The organism is Pararoseomonas sp. SCSIO 73927 (genome assembly GCF_037040815.1).
Classification (GTDB): Bacteria; Pseudomonadota; Alphaproteobacteria; order Acetobacterales; family Acetobacteraceae; genus Roseomonas.
This window is the reverse complement of sequence record NZ_CP146232.1, coordinates 5295726-5310860: the sequence shown is the minus strand read 5'-3', so window position 1 is coordinate 5310860 and position 15135 is coordinate 5295726. Positions and strand designations below refer to the sequence as shown.

Here is a 15135-nt window from a genome sequence, read left to right as displayed (position 1 = left end):
CCGGCCATCCGCCCTAATCCCGCTCCATGGCCTTCGAACCCATCCCCGACGGCATCGTCTGCGTGCCCGACTACGAGGCGCCCGCGCGGGAACGCATGGGGGAGAACGCCTGGGCCTATGTCGGCGGCGGGGCGGGGGAGGAGACCACCCTGGCGGAGAACCGCGCCGCCTTCGCCCGCCTGCGCCTGAATACCCGCGTCCTGGCCCCCATGCGCGGCGCCCACACCCGGCTGGAACTGCTGGGCCAGGCGCTGGACCACCCCATCCTGATCTCCCCCACCGCCTTCCACCGCCTGCTGCACCCGGAGGGCGAGGCCGCGACGGCGGTGGCGGCCGCGGCCACGGGCAGCCTGATGGTGGTCAGCGCGCAGGCCAGCCTGCCGCTGGAATCTATTGCGGCCGGCGTCCGGCCGGCCCCCTGGTTCCAGCTCTACATCCAGCCGGACCGTGCCTTCACCCTCGCCCTGGTGCGCCGGGCGGAGGCGGCGGGCTACGCCGCGCTGGTCGTCACGGTCGATGCCCCCGTCAGCCTGCGGAACCGCGAGCAGCGCGCCGGCTTCCGCCTGCCCCCGGGCGTGGAGGCCGTGAACCTGCGCGGCGCGGCCGCCCCGCCGCCCGCACGATCCGGCAGCGAGATCTTCGCCGCCGTGGAGCACGCCGCCACCTGGGACGACGTCGCCGCCCTGCGCGCCGCCACCCGCCTGCCGATCCTTCTCAAGGGCGTCCTGACGCCCGATGACGCGGAGCGCGCCATCGAGGCCGGCGCGGCCGGCATCATCGTCTCCAACCACGGCGGCCGCGTGCTGGACACCTTGCCCGCCACGATCGAGGTCCTGCCCGCCGTGGCCCGCGCGGTGGCCGGGCGCGTGCCTGTGCTGCTGGACGGCGGCGTCCGCCGCGGCACCGACGTGCTGAAGGCCCTGGCTCTGGGCGCCAGAGCCGTGCTGGTCGGCCGTGCCCCGCTGCACGGGCTGGCCGTGGCGGGTGCCATGGGCGCGGCGCACGTGATGAAGCTGCTGCGTGCCGAACTGGAGGTGGCGATGGTCCACACCGGCTGCGCCACCCTGGACTCCATCGGCCCCGACGTGATCTGGCGCGGCCCCTAGCCCGCCTTGGGCGGCAGCGGGAACAGCCCGGCGAAGCGCCGCACCACCTCGCGATCCCCCTCCACCCGCAGCGCCCCCGCCGCCTCCAGCGCCTCGATCGGCTGCCCGCCATAGATCAGCCCCGCCAGCACCGGCGGTGCCCCCTCCAGCACGGCATCAACCCCGTCCGGCACGCCGTGTTCGATCCCGATCCGTCCTTCCGACAGCGCGGCCACGAAGCTCTCCCGCCCCAGCCGGAACCCGATCCGCGCCGCCATCCCCTCCGCCCGCGCCGGGTCCAGCATGGCCCCCAGCGAGAGCATCAGCGAGGCTGCGCTGAAGGGCAGGGTGGGATCGTGCAGCGGCGACCGCGCCGCCCAGCGCCCAAGCGCCTGGAAAATCGGCTCGCTCTCCAGCCCCCAGGCCGTCAGCTCATAAACCCCCACGGAGGCAGGCGGCGGCAGGCGGCGCCGGACCAGCACCCCCGCGGCCTCCAGCCCCTCCAGCCTCTGCGTCAGCACGTTGGCGCTGATCCCCGGCAGGTCGGCGCGCAGGTCGGTGAAGCGCTTCGGCCCGAACATCAGCTCCCGCATCACCAGCAGGGCCCACCGCTCCCCGATCAGGTCCATCGCGTGGGCGGTGGCGCAGGCATCCTCGTACCGCCGTCGCCGTTCCGCAGGGTGAGTTAGTTTTTCTGACTTCATGGTTGCATTAGATAACTGAACGCGGCAGCCTGTTCAAGCAACGCCAAGGAAGGGGGACGCCCATGGCCCGCATGATCTTCGTGAACCTGCCCGTGACCGACCTGCAGCGCTCCGTCGCCTTCTACGAATCGATCGGCGCGAAGGTGAACCCGGACTTCACCGACGAGACCGCCGCCTGCATGGTCTTCTCCGAGACCATCTTCGTCATGCTGCTCACCCACCCCAAGTTCGCCGGCTTCACCCCGCACCCGATCGCCGATGCCCGGGCGGCGAGCGAGGTCCTCCTATGCATCTCCTGCGAGAGCCGGGAGGAGGTGGACGCCATGGTGGCGGCCGCCGCGTCCGCCGGCGGCGTGGCCGACCCCTCGGCGAAGCAGGATTACGGCTTCATGTACGGCCGCAGCTTCGAGGACCCGGACGGCCACATCTGGGAGCCGATGTTCATGGACATGCAGGGCTACATCGCCGCCACCGGCAAGGCGGCTGCCTGATGTCGGGCATCGCCACATGCCTCTGGTTCGACGGTCAGGCGGAGGAGGCGATCGCCTTCTACGTCGCCGCCTTCCGCCGCGCCGGGCGCCCGGCGGAGCCCGGCCGCGTGCTGCGCGGGGCTCCGCAGGAGGTCGAGAGGGTGCTCCTCGTGACCGCCGTGCTGGACGGGCACGAGGTGCAGGGGCTGAACGGCGGCCCGGAGCACCGCCTCTCCCCGGCCATCTCCCTCTCCGTCGCCTGCAAGGATCAGGCGGAGGTGGACGCCCTCTGGGAGGCGCTGGGCGAGGGCGGCTCGCCCGTGGCCTGCGGCTGGCTGACCGACCGCTTCGGCGTCAGCTGGCAGATTTTCCCGAAGGTGCTGCCGGAAATGCTGACGAGCCCGGACCGCAAGGCCGCCGCCCGCGCCATGCAGGCAATGATGAAGATGGTGAAGATCGAGGTCGCGCCGCTGGAAGCGGCCTTCGCGGAAGGTTGAGACGATGCGCGTGATGGTCCTGGTGAAGGCGACGGCCGACAGCGAGGCGGGGCGCATGCCCTCCACCGAGTTGATGGAGGCGATGGGCCGCTTCAACGAGGAACTGGCCGCGGCCGGCCTGCTGCTGGCGGGGGAGGGGCTGAAGCCCTCCTCCCAGGGCAGGCGCGTGGCCTTCGACGGCCCGGCCCGCACCGTCAGCGACGGGCCCTTCGCCGCCACGGGCGAGCTCGTCGCCGGTTTCTGGCTCTGGCAGGTGAAGGACATGGAGGAGGCAGTGGAGTGGGCGCGCCGCTGCCCCAACCCCATGCCCGGCCCCAGCGAGATCGAGATCCGCCCGCTCTACGAGATGGCGGATTTCGGCGAGGCGATGACGCCGGAGCTCGCCGCCGGGGAGGAGCGGCTGCGGGGCGACCTGGCGGACCGGTAGGCCGGCGCCCGAAAGGCCCGCCCCCGCCGCCAGCGGGCCGGCGCGGGGCCGTGCCCAGGGCGATGTCCGGAGCCCCCGAGGCCGCTCCCCGGACCTTCCGCCGGTCCTACCAGCGCCGGCCGGGAACCGGGCGGTAGCGCTCGTAGGGCGCGTACCCCTGGGGGCCGAGATGCACGCGGTCATCGACCCTCGCGCAGTCCTCGAAGGCCGGCAGGGCCTCGTGCAGCGCCGCGGCATCCTTGCAGATGAAATAGAGCGGCCGCGGGTTCGCCAGGAACTGGAATATCCCGTCCTGGTAGGTGTAGCGGAACTCGGCACCGCGGATGTGCTGGATCGCCACCATGGAGCCGGGGAAGAGCGCGCACATATGAGCGTTGCCGCCCTGGGTCGTGATGAAGTGGTAGGCGCTGGCGAAGACCTTCAGCTTCAGCAGGTTGTAGGAGTCGCGGGACTTCTCGAGCATGTCGCCGAAGATCAGGACCTCCGGGTGGCGCTGCGCGATCTGGACGTCGTTGTACTCCAGCAGCCCCTGCCGATCCTCCGAGTAGCCGCGGCTCCCATGGCTGGCCCGGGCGGCCTCGAAGAACACGATCTGGTACTTGTGCTTGAGGCTGGAGAAGATGCGTTCCAGCGTCTCCTCGCGGAGGTAGTTGTGGGGAACCCCGCCCCACTCCACCGTGTACTTGTTGTGGACGACGAGAATGGGCTTCCCGAAGCGGAAATCTGTCGCGTACCGGCCGCGGTAGTCCGGCGCCCATTCCAGCCCGGACCGATGGGCGTAGAGCCCGCTGGGGTAGAGGAAGTGGTCCGGCGCGTTGCTTGGCCGCACCATGCCCCGCTTCCGCTTCTCCGTGACGATCTGGTTGGGCTCCAGGAAGAAGTAGAAGGGCTCCATGCCGGCATAGGTGTCGATCCGGCGCCCGGCCATCTCCCCGTTCCGCTGCAGCCAGTGGACATAGGGGATGAAGCTGTTCACCTCCTCCCCGAACTCGCCGTCGAAGCGCAGCACCTCGGGCAGGGCCTCCAGCCGCTGCGAGACCCGGACGTACTCCTCCAGCCGGTGCTGCACGTCCTTCCCGGCACCCAGGAAGCGGCCGACGAAGCGCAGGCGTCCGTCATCCCCGCCCTCCGGCTCGAAACTCGCGCTCCGCTCGCCCTTGTGGTCGAGGAAGAGAAGCGTTCCGCCGTCCATCGCCCACCGGCGCACCGCCCGGTTGTTCACGCCGCCAATGGAGCCATCTGCCCGCAGCGTCAGCCGCGCGCCCCTCAGCCAGCTGTCGCCGGTTTCGGTCAGGCCGAACCAGCGGCCGGCAGGGCCTGCCTCGTTCGAAGGGGAAGGCGACGTCAAGTCGCCCGCGTCATCGAGCATGTGCCATTCCCCGACATAAGGGTCCCGGTACCAGGGGCGGCACGCGCGGGACCCACATGTTGCAGCGCATTAATGGGGGCAGATGAAGGGCGATCGACGCCAAAGTAAATAGCCTATGCGTGTGGCCGCGGCGGATCCTTTGCCGGCGTGGCGGAGCCGGTTCGGCTGGACAGCCGCCGGGCCCTACTCCTTCCGGTTCTCCACCATGGCCAGCAGCGTTTCCAGCGCGTCCGCCTCCTCCGCCGGCTTGTCCTGCCGCAACCGGGCGATCCGGGGAAAGCGCATCGCGACGCCGGAGCGGTGACGGGTGGAGAGCTGGGCGGCGTCGAAGATCACCTCCAGCACGAAGCTCTTCTCCACCTCCCGCACCGGGCCGAAGCGCCCGGTGGTGTGGTTGCGCACCCACCGGTCCAGGAAGACCAGCTCCTGGTCCGTGAAGCCGGAATAAGCCTTGCCCACCGGCACCAGCTCCCGCGTGCCGTCCTCGTTCGTGCGCCACAGGCCGAAGGTGTAGTCGCTGTAGAAGCTGCTGCGCTTCCCGTGGCCGCGCTGGGCGTACATCAGCACGGCGTCCACCGTCAGCGGCGCGCGCTTCCACTTCCACCACAGCCCCTTCACCCGGCCGGGCACGTAGGCGCTGTCCGCCCGCTTGATCATCAGCCCCTCGATCGAGGCCTCCCGCGCCGTGTCGCGCAGGGCGGAAAGCTCATCCAGCCCCGCGAAGCGGATCTGCTCCGACACATCCATCCGCACCGGCGCGTGCCGCGCCACCCAGGCCTCCAGCCGCGCGCGGCGCTGATCAAGGGGCAGGGATCGCAGGTCCTCCTCCCCGTCCAGCAGCAGGTCGTAGAGCCGCACGGCCACGGGATGGTCCCGCATCAGCTTCGGCCCGATCACCTTCCGGTTCAGCCGCTGCTGCAGGTCGGAGAAGGGCGCGACGACACCGTCCCGGATCACCAGCAGCTCGCCATCCAGCACGGCGTGGAAATCCATGGCCTCGGCGATCTCGGGGAAGCCGTTGGAGATGTCCTCCCCCGTGCGGGACCAGATGCGCCGGCCGCCCGGCCCGGCGGTCAGCTGCACGCGGATGCCGTCCCACTTCCACTCCGCCCGCCAGTCGCCCGGGTTCGCCTCCACCGCCGCGATGTCCGCCGGCGCCTCCAGCGGATGGGCGAGCATCAGCGGGCGGAAGACGGGCGCGCCGGCCGCATCGGGCCGCGGCCCCTGGCCCTCCAGCCAGCGGAAGAGCGGGATGTAGGGCGGCGCGACGCCGTGCCAGACCTCCTCGATCTCGCCCACATCCTGCCCGGCCCACTCCGCCAGCGCCGTCTTCGCCAGCCGGGCGGAGGCGCCGACCCGCAGCCCGCCCGTGACGAGCTTAATCAGCGCCAGCCGCCCGCCCGCGTCCAGCGTGTCCAGCCAGCCCTCCAGCAGCGCCGGCACCTCGGCGCGGGAGGCCAGTTCCAGCCCCTCCACCACCTCCGACAGCGAGGGCGGCGGCGTGTTCACCCCCTCCCGCTCCGGCCAGATCAGCGCCACTGTCTCCGCCAGGTCGCCGACATAGTCGTGGGAGAGGGCGAGGAGCACCGGGTCCACCCGGCTCTCCACGAGGTTCCGCACCAGCATCGGCTTGGCCGCGGTGAAGGCCAGCTCCCCCGTCAGCGCGGCCAGGCCCACGCCGCGGTCCGGATCCGGCTGCTCCGCGAACCAGCGGCGGATCAGGGCGATCTTGGCGTTGCGGCCGGGGGTGAAGACCAGCCGCTCCAGCAGGTCCGCGAAGGCCTGGACGCTCACGGCGCCGCTCCCTGCCGCGCCGCGTCCGCCTCTTCCTCGGTCGGCGGCGCCTCGGGGGCGCCCTCATCCTCCTCGTCGCCGCGCCCCACCAGGTGCAGCGCCCGGCCGCGCACGCCGCGCAGCCCCAGCGCGTGGACCAGGGCGTCGTCGCGGCCATGCGTCACCCAGACCTCGGGTGCCCGAACTTCATTGATCGTCTCCAGCAACTCGTCCCAGTCCGCGTGGTCGGAGACGATCAGGGGCAGTTCCACCCCGCGCAGCTTCGCCCGCTGCCGCACCGTCATCCAGCCGGAGGCGGCGCAGGTCACGGGATCGGCCAGCCGCCGCGCCCAGGGCGTCGCCTCCGCGGAGGGCGGCGCCAGCACGATCTCTCCCGCCAGGATCGGCGGGTGCCCGCGCTTCAGCCCCTTCGGCACCGGCCGCAGGTCTCCGAGCGGCACGCCGAGCGATTCGTAGAGGGTGCAGAGCTTCTCCGACGCCCCGTGCAGGTAGACCGGCCGGTCCCACCCAGCCTCCCGCAGCAGGGCGATGATCCGCTGCGTCTTGCCCAGCGCGTAGGCGCCGACGACGTGCGCCCGCTCTGGGAACAGGGCCACGCTGTCCAGCAGGCGGCGGATCTCGTGCTCGTCCGGCGGGTGGCGGAACACCGGCAGGGCGAAGGTCGCCTCGGTGACGAAGACGTCGCACTCCACCGGCAGGAAGGGCGCGCAGGTCGGGTCCCGCCGCCGCTTGTAGTCGCCGGAGACGACGATCCGGCTGCCCTGCCACTCCAGCACCACCTGGGCGGAGCCGAGCACGTGGCCCGCCGGAACCAGCGTGATCCGCACCCCGTTCCGGGAGACGGACCCGCCGTAGGGCAGTTCCTGCTGCTCGTTCCCGGCGCGGTCCTCCCCGAAGCGGGCGCGCATGATGGCCAGCGTGTCCGGCGTGGCCAGCACCGCCCCGTGTCCCGGGCGGGCGTGGTCGGCATGGCCGTGGCTGACCACCGCCCGCTCCACGGGACGGGAGGGATCCACGTAGAAACCCCCCGGCTCGCAGAGGAGGCCGAGGGGCGTGACCTTCATCCAGGTCTCGGGATGGGGAGCGGGCATGGAGGAGGGAACGTTGTCTCTCCTCCCGGGCTTCAACCCACCCCGTTCAGCCCATCAGTCGGCGGCCTCGGCCACCTCGAGCAGGGCCTCGCCGTTCCGCCGCTCCCGCGCGATGTTCGCGCCGCCGCAGCGCGTGTCGCTCAGCACGCTGCTCTCGGGGTTGGAGACCTTCAGCTTCGCCATGACGCGGCAGGCCAGCCGGTCACCCGAGGCGCCGCCGCCGTTCCAGCGCCGGATAGCGTCCCCCCAGTTCCCGGACTTGTCGTAGTGCTGGCGCAGGTAGCCCGCGCCCCAATCCGCGGAGCGCCAGGGATCCAGCGGCCAGTCGGACCCGCGGGCATGCACCCGGGCGTTCACCTGCACGCAGCCCGCCATCACGTACTGGCCGGGGCGGGCGGAATTGTAGATGCGGCGGGCCTCGGCCATTCCGTCCGGGAAGTAGGACCGGCCACCGATGTTCATCGCGTGGGCGTGCAGCCCGGATTCGGCCAGGGCCACGGCCACCATCAGCCCCTCGGGGATGTTGTGCGCGCGCTCCGCCTGACGAACGGCGTCCAGGCAGGCCGCCCGGGGGCTGTCGATTTCGCGGCGCTCGACGGTGGCCGGGGCGGCGGCGGCCGGCCGCGCGCGGCGCGTGCTGGCCAGGATGATCCCGGGCGCCAGACGGCGGGCAGGTGCTCCGGCCGTCGTGGCTGCACCTTGGGCCGGGGTGTCCTGGGCCTCGGCCAGGGCAGGGGTCTCGGCGGCATCCCCGGCGGCCAGCCCGGCACCATCGGCCGTGGCGCAGCCGGCGGCGAGGGAGCCGAGTCCGACGACGAGGGTTGAGGCGAGCACGACCCTGGCGGCGCCGCTACGGCGTCGTCGTGGGATCGGGCTCCCGGCTTGAGTCGGAGGGGCGCTCCGCGGCATCGCGCACGGGAACGCCGCGTTCAGCTGCCGACCGGGGGAGGTCGACACAGGGGGCGCGGACGTCATGCGACATCCGCTACCAGCAAGGCACAGGTCAATGCAACCCAAAATGCCGCGGGGTCGCTCGCCGCCGTATAAACGCGAGGATGAAACGATGGTTTCCGCCTTCCTCGCGCCACAATCCCCCATGGATGTTTCTTCATTCATTCGTGACTAAGTATTCGGCACGCGAACTCTACTTGCGGGGGCCTCGGGCAGGGCCGGCGAGGACTTACGAATTCAGTATTGTCGGGCAACGCCGCCCGCGGCCCGCCGGAAATGAAACGGATCTGGCCCGGGCCGGAGGGCCGGCGCCAGGCTCCCGGAGCGGCCTCGAATGCGAGGCGCAGGGCATAAAGATGCAGAGGAGCGGAGCGGAGGGCTGGGAGGAATTTCGGCCGGAACGGCAGGCGCCAGGGCGGCGGGGTGAGGATGACGGCGCTGCACGCCCGCTGCCCGGTGCCTCGCACCCGATGCAGCGACGCGGCGGCGCAGCGCCGTCTCCTTCGTTTCCTTCCCCAAACCCGGCCCGTCTTTGACGGCGGCGCGCATCGTGTCGCACGGTCTTGTATAAGACACAAGACGCTTTCGTCCGCTAAGGCGCTCCACAACGGAATTTTAATCCCCACCGAATTCGCGGAGCAGCCGACCGCCGCCGCTCTCGCATCGCTGCATCGCGGGATGGTAAGGTGCCGCGGCCCATGCAGCCCGGAAGCGTCCCGTGAACGAGATGCGTCGCCCCGACGCCCGTCCCCTCTACGTCCAGGTGGAGGCGATCCTGAACGACCGGATCGTCTCCGGCACCTGGAAGTCCGGCCAGGCCATCCCGGCCGAGCCCGACCTCGCCGCCGAGCTCGGCGTCTCCGCCGGCACCCTCCGCCGCGCCCTGGCCGGGCTGGAGCGGCGCCACCTGATTGAGCGCCGGCAGGGCCGCGGCACCTATGTCGCCCAGCAGACCAGCCAGCAGGCGCTGGGCCAGTTCTTCCGCGTGCGGAACCTGGCCGGGCGCCCGGTGGAGCCGGAGACCGTCATCACCGGCGTCACCACCGGCCCGGCCTCCGAGGAGGAGGCGCGGCGCCTCCGCCTCGCCCCCGGGGAGGCGGTGCACCGCATCGAGCGCAGCCGCGTCTTCGAGGGCGAGCCGCGCATCGCGGAGCGCATCAGCCTCCCCGCCGCGCTCTTCCCGGAGCTCACCCTGCCGCTCGCGCCGAAGCAGCTGGGAACGGAGATCTACGTCCACTACCGCAATGCCCACGGCATCATCGTGGTGCAGGCGGAGGAGAACCTCTCCGCCACCGCCGCGATGGAGGCGGATCAGGCCGTGCTGGGCTGCCCCGTCGGCACGCCGCTTCTCCTGATCGAGCGCGTGACCTTCGACGCCGCCGGACGCCCGGTGGAGCTGCGCGTCTCCCGCCTCGACACCCGCGCGCACCGCTACGCGGTGGAGATCGCCTGACGCTTCGGGCGGCGGTTCACGCCTCCGAACGGGATCCTTCCGCGATCCCCCCCAGCCGCCCGGCCGCCCAGCGCGCGCTCTCCGCCACCACCGGGTCCTCGTCGTCCATCAACGCCAATGCCACGGGGCGCAGCGCGGGGTCGCCCGAATTGCCGATCGCGTTCAGCACGTTCCGCACGAAGCGTCCGCGCCCGATCCGCTTCACGGGCGAGCCGGAGAAGCGGGCGCGGAAGGCGGCATCGTCCAGCGTCGCCAGTTCCGCGAGCTTCGGCGCGACGAGGTCCTCCCGCGCCACCAGCCCGGTCACGGAAGTGGGCGTGGCGAAGCGGTTCCACGGGCACACCGCCAGGCAGTCGTCGCAGCCGTAGATGCGATTGCCCATCCTCGCCCGGAACTCCTCCGGGATCGGCCCGCGATGCTCGATCGTCAGGTAGGAGACGCAGCGGCGCGGATCGAGCCGGTAGGGCGCAGGAAAGGCGTCGGTCGGGCAGGCCACCTGGCAGCGCGTGCAACTGCCGCAGCGATCCGCGTGCGCCTCCTCCGGCTCCAGCGCCAGGGTGGTGTAGATCTCCCCCAGGAACAGCCAGGACCCGTGCGTGCGGGAGACGAGGTTGGTGTGCTTGCCCTGCCAGCCCAGCCCGGCCTGCTGCGCCAGCGGCTTCTCCGAAACCGGCGCGGTGTCCACGAACACCTTCACCTCGCTTCCCGCGAAGCGCGCCACCATCCAGCGCGCCAGCGCCTTCAGCCTGGACTTCACAAGGTCATGGTAGTCCCGGTGGCGGGCATAGACGCTGATCACGCCACGATCCGGCATTCCCAGGTAGGAGAGCGGATCGTCCTCCGGCCCGTAATTCAGGCCGAGGCAGATGACGGAGAGCGCGTCCGGCCACAGCGTCTGGGGATGCGCGCGCTGGTCGGCGCGGCCCTCCATCCAGCCCATCTCGCCGTGCATCCCCTCGGCCAGGAAGTCCATCAGGCGCTGCCGCACCTCTGGCCCCAGCTCCGCCCGCGCGAAGCCCACCGCATCGAAGCCCAGCCGCAGGGCTTCGTCCCGAATGGCGCTGCGCGCGTCGTCACTCATCCCCGGCCACGATAGGGCGGCACGCCCTGGTCGGGGATCCAGGCGCCGGCCGGCGGAGCACCGGTCTGCCAGAACACGTCGATCGGGATGCCGCCGCGCGGGTACCAGTAGCCGCCGATCCGCAGCCACACCGGCCCCAGCAGATCCACCAACCGCTTGGCGATGTCCACCGTGCAGGCCTCGTGGAAGGCGCCGTGGTTGCGGAAGCTGGTGAGATAGAGCTTCAGGCTCTTGCTCTCCACCAGCCATTCGCCGGGAATGTAGTCGATCACGAGGTGCGCGAAGTCCGGCTGCGCCGTGATGGGGCAGAGGCTGGTGAACTCCGGCGCCGTGAAGCGGGCGACGTAGTGCGTGCCGGAATGCGGGTTCGGCACCCGCTCCAGCACCGCCTCCTCCGGGCTATTGGGCTGGGCGGTGGCCTGGCCGAGCATGGTGAGGCCGGAAACGTCGTGGTTCATGAGGTGGTCTCCTCCGGAGAGGGCGGCTCGGCCGGGGCAGGCGGCTCCCAGCGCGCCGCGATGGCGGCGGCCTCGGCTTCGAAGCGCCCCTCCAGGATGGCGGCGCGCAGCCGCGCGGTCAGGGTCTGGTAGTAGCGGATGTTGTGCCAGGTCAGCAGCATCGGCCCGAGCATCTCCTCCGCCCGGATCAGGTGCTGGATATAGGCACGAGAATGCCGCGTGCAGGCCGGGCAATCGCATTCCGGGTCCAAGGAGGACGCATCGTCGGCGTAGCGCGCGTTCCGCATGTTCATCACGCCGCGGCTGGTATAGGCCCGCCCCGTGCGCCCGGACCGCGTGGGGATCACGCAGTCGAACATGTCCACGCCCCGCCGCACCGCCCCGATGATGTCGGAGGGCGTGCCGACCCCCATCAGGTAGCGCGGCTTGTCCGCCGGCAGCATCGGCACGGAGAAGTCCAGGGTGCGGAACATCTCCGCCTGCCCCTCGCCGACCGCGAGGCCGCCGATCGCGTAGCCCTCGAACCCGATCTCCGTCAGCGCCCGCGCGCTCTCCGCGCGCAGGTCCTCGAAGACGCTGCCCTGCTGGATGCCGAACAGCCCGTAGCCGTCCCGCGCCACGAAGGCCTCGCGCGACCGCGCAGCCCACTTCATGGAGAGCCGCATGCTCTTCGCGGCCTCCTCCGGCGTGGCGGGGAAGGGGGTGCACTCGTCGAAGCACATGGTCACGTCGGCATCCAGCAGGTGCTGGATCTCGATGCTCCGCTCCGGCGTCAGCCGGTGCTTGCTGCCGTCGATGTGGCTCTGGAAGGTCACGCCGTCGGCGTCCATCTTCCGCAGCCCGGCCAGCGACATCACCTGGAAGCCGCCGGAATCCGTCAGGATCGGCCCGTCCCAGTCCATCAGCCGGTGCAGCCCGCCCAGCCGCCCCACGCGCTCCGCCCCCGGCCGCAGCATCAGGTGGTAGGTATTGCCCAGCACCATCCGCGCGCCGGTGGAGCGCACGGCGTCCGCCGTCATCGCCTTCACCGTGCCGGCGGTGCCCACGGGCATGAAGACGGGGGTCTGCACCTCGCCATGCGCCGTGCGCAGCGTGCCGGCGCGCGCGCTGCCGTCCGTCGCGGCGAGAGAGAAGGAGAGGGGGCCGTTCATCGCCCGGGCTCCTCGTCGTCGCGGTCGATCAGGCAGGCATCGCCGTAGCTGTAGAAGCGGTAGCCCTCCCGAACCGCGTGCGCGTAGGCCGCCCTCATCCTCTCCGTGCCCCCGAAGGCGCAGACGAGCATGAAGAGCGTGCTCCTCGGCAGGTGGAAGTTCGTCAGCAGCAGATCCGCGCCGCGGAAGCGGTGGCCGGGCAGCAGGAAGATGTCGGTCAGCCCGCGGAAGGGCCGCGTCACGCCGTCCTCGCCCGTCGCCGCCTCCAGCAGCCGGAGCGCCGTGGTGCCGATCGCCACCACGCGGCCGCCGCGAGCGCGGGTCTTGTTGATGGCGCCCGCCGCCTCCTCCGTCACCTCGCCCCACTCGGCGTGCAGGCTCTGCCCCCGCGGGTCCTCGCCCCGCAGCGGCAGGAAGGTGCCCGCGCCCACATGCAGGGTCAGCGTCGCCCGCCCCACCCCGCGCGCCTCCAGCGCCGCCAGCAACTCCGGCGTGAAGTGCAGGCTCGCCGTGGGTGCCGCCACCGCGCCGGGGGTACGGGCGAAGATGGGCTGGTAGTCCTCCCGGTCCTCCGGGCGGGGTCCCTCGGGACGGGCGATATAGGGCGGCAGGGGGATCTCCCCCGCCCGCTCCAGCGCCGCCGCCAGGACAGCCGGGTCCGGCCCGAAATCCAGCCGCACGGCGCCCTCCACCGGCGCCTCCACCACGCGCGGAGCCAGCTCCGGCGCCCCTTCCACCACCAGCACGTCGCCCGCCCGCAGCTTGCGCGCGTTCCGCACCAGCGCGTGCCAGGTGCCGTCCGCCTCGGCGCGGTTGAGCATGATCTCCACCCGCGCCTCGCCCCCATCCCGGGTTCGGCGGGCGCGGAGCCGCGCGGGGATCACCCGCGTGTCGTTCACCACCATCAGGTCGCCCGGACGCAGCACCCCCGGCAGATCCCGCACGCCGCCATCCTCGGGCGCGGCATCGCCGGGCGCACCTTTCTTGGGCGCGCCGGGCGCGACGCGCAGCAGCCGCGCAGAGTCGCGCGGACGGGCGGGCGACTGGGCAATCAGCGCCTCGGGCAGGTCGAAGGCGAAGTCGGCGGTGTGCAGGGGGCGGGGCAGGGCGGGAACTGTCGGTTGGGGGTGGCCGGGCGCTCGGCGAGGAAGCGGGGGCGGGTAGCCCTTCCGGCGGGCGGGGGCAAGCGCGGCCGCTCACGAGAAGATCAGAATCGTTAACCAGGTCTGACGTTGCTGGCGGACAGGCGATGTCTCAGAAAAGAGATCGTTAGCGAATGGTGAACGATTCGTGCGCGCCAACCCTCTCCTCCGCCCCGACGCCGCAGACCCTGCCGACCTGCACGCCCTGGACCTCGCGCTCTGGCGGTCGGCCTGGGAGAACCCGGCCCCGGACACCCTTCTGCCCTCGCCCGCCGACGCCCCGACCGCGTCCGTCGAGAAGGAGCGGGCGCCCACCCCCGCGATCGCGGACCCGATCCCGGCATCGATCCTGGCCCCGAACCCGGCCCCGGCAGGGCCTCGGCCCATCGCCGCCGGTCGGACCGACCCCGCCGACGATGCCTCCGCCGCCGCCCCGGCACGCACGGACAGCCCCGCGGTGAGCACCGAGCCGACGGACACCGCCCCGGCCGACGCCACGCCGACGGACCGCACCCCGGCCGACATCACCCCCGCGAACGCCATCCCCGCGAACACCATCCCGGCCGTGCCCCTCCCGGCCGAACCCCCAGCTGCCGCGGCCCCCGCGGAAGCGCCCGCGCCCATCCCTGCCGCACCTCCGCCAAAGCCCGCCACCCCCGTGCCGCTCCTCCTCATCGGCGGCGCCGGGGATGACGCGTTCCTCGGCGGCGCCGCGAACGACACCCTCATCGGCGGCGGCGGCCACAACCACCTCGCCGGCGGCGCGGGGCGGGATTCCATCGCCGCCGGCGCGGGGAACGACACCATCCTCGGCGGCGAGGGCGACGACACCCTCTCGGCCGGGGACGGGGACAACCTCGTCGAGGGCGGCCCCGGCACCGACCTCATCACCACCGGGCGCGGCAACGACACGATCCTCGGCGGGGACGGCCTCGACCTCATCTCCTCCGGCGCGGGCGACGACCGGGTGCAAGGGGGCGGCGGCGACGACCTGATCCTTCTCGATGGGGGCGACGACACGGCCGATGGCGGCGCGGGGGAGGACCTGATCCTCGGCGGCGCCGGGCGGGACAGTCTGCTCGGCGGCAGCGGCGACGACATCCTGAACGGCGGCCAGGGAATGGACATCCTGATCGGCGGCGCCGGTGACGACCTGCTGATCCACGCCTTCGCCGATCGCGGCACCGCGCCCGACATCCTGATCGGCGGCGAGGGCCGCGATACGCTGCGACTGGACTTCGACTCCGGCTTCTGGGGCGACCCCGCCAACCGCGAGGCCGCCGCCTCCCTGGCGCGCTGGATCGCCGCCCGCCCTGGCGAGGACGCGGCCTACACGGATCTCCACCTCGGCCTCTCCGTCTCCGGCATCGAGAGGATGGAGCTGGCGGTGGACGGCCTCGCCCCGCCCGCCTCCGACTGGCTGGCCTGAACCCTGCCGCGCGCCGGTTCTGCCGGCGGCCGA

At 72.2% G+C, this 15135-nt stretch carries 15 protein-coding genes; 6 read left to right on the top strand and 9 right to left on the bottom strand.

Features of this window, described 5'->3' with window-relative positions:
- Positions 1-26 precede the first annotated feature (26 nt).
- Complete coding sequence (locus VQH23_RS25080) at positions 27-1106, top strand: alpha-hydroxy acid oxidase (RefSeq protein ID WP_338663392.1); 1080 nt, start codon at positions 27-29, stop codon at positions 1104-1106.
- On the opposite strand, the gene VQH23_RS25075 is transcribed toward VQH23_RS25080, so the two are convergent.
- A complete protein-coding gene (locus VQH23_RS25075; RefSeq protein WP_338663391.1) occupies positions 1103-1714 on the bottom strand; it encodes a winged helix-turn-helix transcriptional regulator in 612 nt (203 codons plus the stop codon). The two genes, VQH23_RS25080 and VQH23_RS25075, sit on opposite strands and share 4 nt — an antisense overlap.
- Positions 1715-1851: 137 nt before the next feature.
- Here VQH23_RS25075 and VQH23_RS25070 point away from each other — a divergent pair, with 137 nt between their 5' ends.
- The 3 genes from VQH23_RS25070 to VQH23_RS25060 are packed head-to-tail and all read left to right on the top strand — an operon-like array spanning position 1852 to position 3183.
- The gene (locus tag VQH23_RS25070; protein WP_338663390.1) at positions 1852-2280 is read left to right on the top strand and encodes a VOC family protein; all 429 of its coding nucleotides are present in this window, start codon (positions 1852-1854) and stop codon (positions 2278-2280) included.
- The gene (locus VQH23_RS25065) at positions 2280-2756 is read left to right on the top strand and encodes a VOC family protein (protein ID WP_338663389.1); all 477 of its coding nucleotides are present in this window, start codon (positions 2280-2282) and stop codon (positions 2754-2756) included. The genes VQH23_RS25070 and VQH23_RS25065 overlap by 1 nt, the downstream gene beginning before the upstream one ends.
- Before the next feature lie 4 nt (positions 2757-2760).
- Positions 2761-3183 (top strand): YciI family protein, encoded by a 423-nt coding sequence (locus VQH23_RS25060; protein ID WP_338663388.1) that lies wholly within the window; start codon positions 2761-2763, stop codon positions 3181-3183.
- Positions 3184-3289: 106 nt separating this feature from the next.
- Here VQH23_RS25060 and VQH23_RS25055 read toward each other — a convergent pair whose 3' ends face one another.
- The 4 genes from VQH23_RS25055 to VQH23_RS25040 form a co-directional block, all read right to left on the bottom strand.
- A complete protein-coding gene (locus tag VQH23_RS25055; RefSeq protein WP_338663387.1) occupies positions 3290-4552 on the bottom strand; it encodes a hypothetical protein in 1263 nt (420 codons plus the stop codon).
- A gap of 183 nt (positions 4553-4735) precedes the next feature.
- On the bottom strand, positions 4736-6346 hold the full coding sequence (locus tag VQH23_RS25050; RefSeq protein ID WP_338663386.1) for a cisplatin damage response ATP-dependent DNA ligase: 1611 nt from the start codon (positions 6344-6346) through the stop codon (positions 4736-4738).
- Entirely contained in the window at positions 6343-7437 is a 1095-nt protein-coding gene (locus tag VQH23_RS25045; RefSeq protein WP_338663385.1) for a ligase-associated DNA damage response exonuclease, read from the bottom strand. The genes VQH23_RS25050 and VQH23_RS25045 overlap by 4 nt, the downstream gene beginning before the upstream one ends.
- Positions 7438-7491: 54 nt before the next feature.
- Entirely contained in the window at positions 7492-8271 is a 780-nt protein-coding gene (locus VQH23_RS25040; RefSeq protein WP_338663384.1) for a transglycosylase SLT domain-containing protein, read from the bottom strand.
- Positions 8272-9115: 844 nt separating this feature from the next.
- Between VQH23_RS25040 and VQH23_RS25035 the strand changes: the two genes are divergently transcribed.
- Positions 9116-9841 (top strand): GntR family transcriptional regulator, encoded by a 726-nt coding sequence (locus VQH23_RS25035; RefSeq protein WP_338666159.1) that lies wholly within the window; start codon positions 9116-9118, stop codon positions 9839-9841.
- A 16-nt stretch (positions 9842-9857) separates the two neighbouring features.
- Here VQH23_RS25035 and queG read toward each other — a convergent pair whose 3' ends face one another.
- Genes queG through queA form a run of 4 tightly spaced genes read right to left on the bottom strand, consistent with a single transcriptional unit; the run spans position 9858 to position 13625 of the window.
- Entirely contained in the window at positions 9858-10922 is a 1065-nt protein-coding gene (gene queG, locus VQH23_RS25030) for a tRNA epoxyqueuosine(34) reductase QueG (RefSeq protein ID WP_338663383.1), read from the bottom strand.
- Positions 10919-11380, bottom strand: coding sequence for a preQ(1) synthase (gene queF, locus VQH23_RS25025; RefSeq protein ID WP_338663382.1), 462 nt, complete (start codon positions 11378-11380; stop codon positions 10919-10921). The genes queG and queF overlap by 4 nt, the downstream gene beginning before the upstream one ends.
- On the bottom strand, positions 11377-12531 hold the full coding sequence (gene tgt / locus VQH23_RS25020; RefSeq protein WP_338663381.1) for a tRNA guanosine(34) transglycosylase Tgt: 1155 nt from the start codon (positions 12529-12531) through the stop codon (positions 11377-11379). The genes queF and tgt overlap by 4 nt, the downstream gene beginning before the upstream one ends.
- Positions 12528-13625: a tRNA preQ1(34) S-adenosylmethionine ribosyltransferase-isomerase QueA gene (gene queA / locus VQH23_RS25015; RefSeq protein ID WP_338666158.1), complete on the bottom strand. Its 1098-nt coding sequence runs from the start codon at positions 13623-13625 to the stop codon at positions 12528-12530. The genes tgt and queA overlap by 4 nt, the downstream gene beginning before the upstream one ends.
- Before the next feature lie 196 nt (positions 13626-13821).
- On the opposite strand from queA, the gene VQH23_RS25010 reads away from it, so the two are divergent.
- Complete coding sequence (locus tag VQH23_RS25010; RefSeq protein WP_338663380.1) at positions 13822-15102, top strand: hypothetical protein; 1281 nt, start codon at positions 13822-13824, stop codon at positions 15100-15102.
- Positions 15103-15135: the final 33 nt, after the last annotated feature.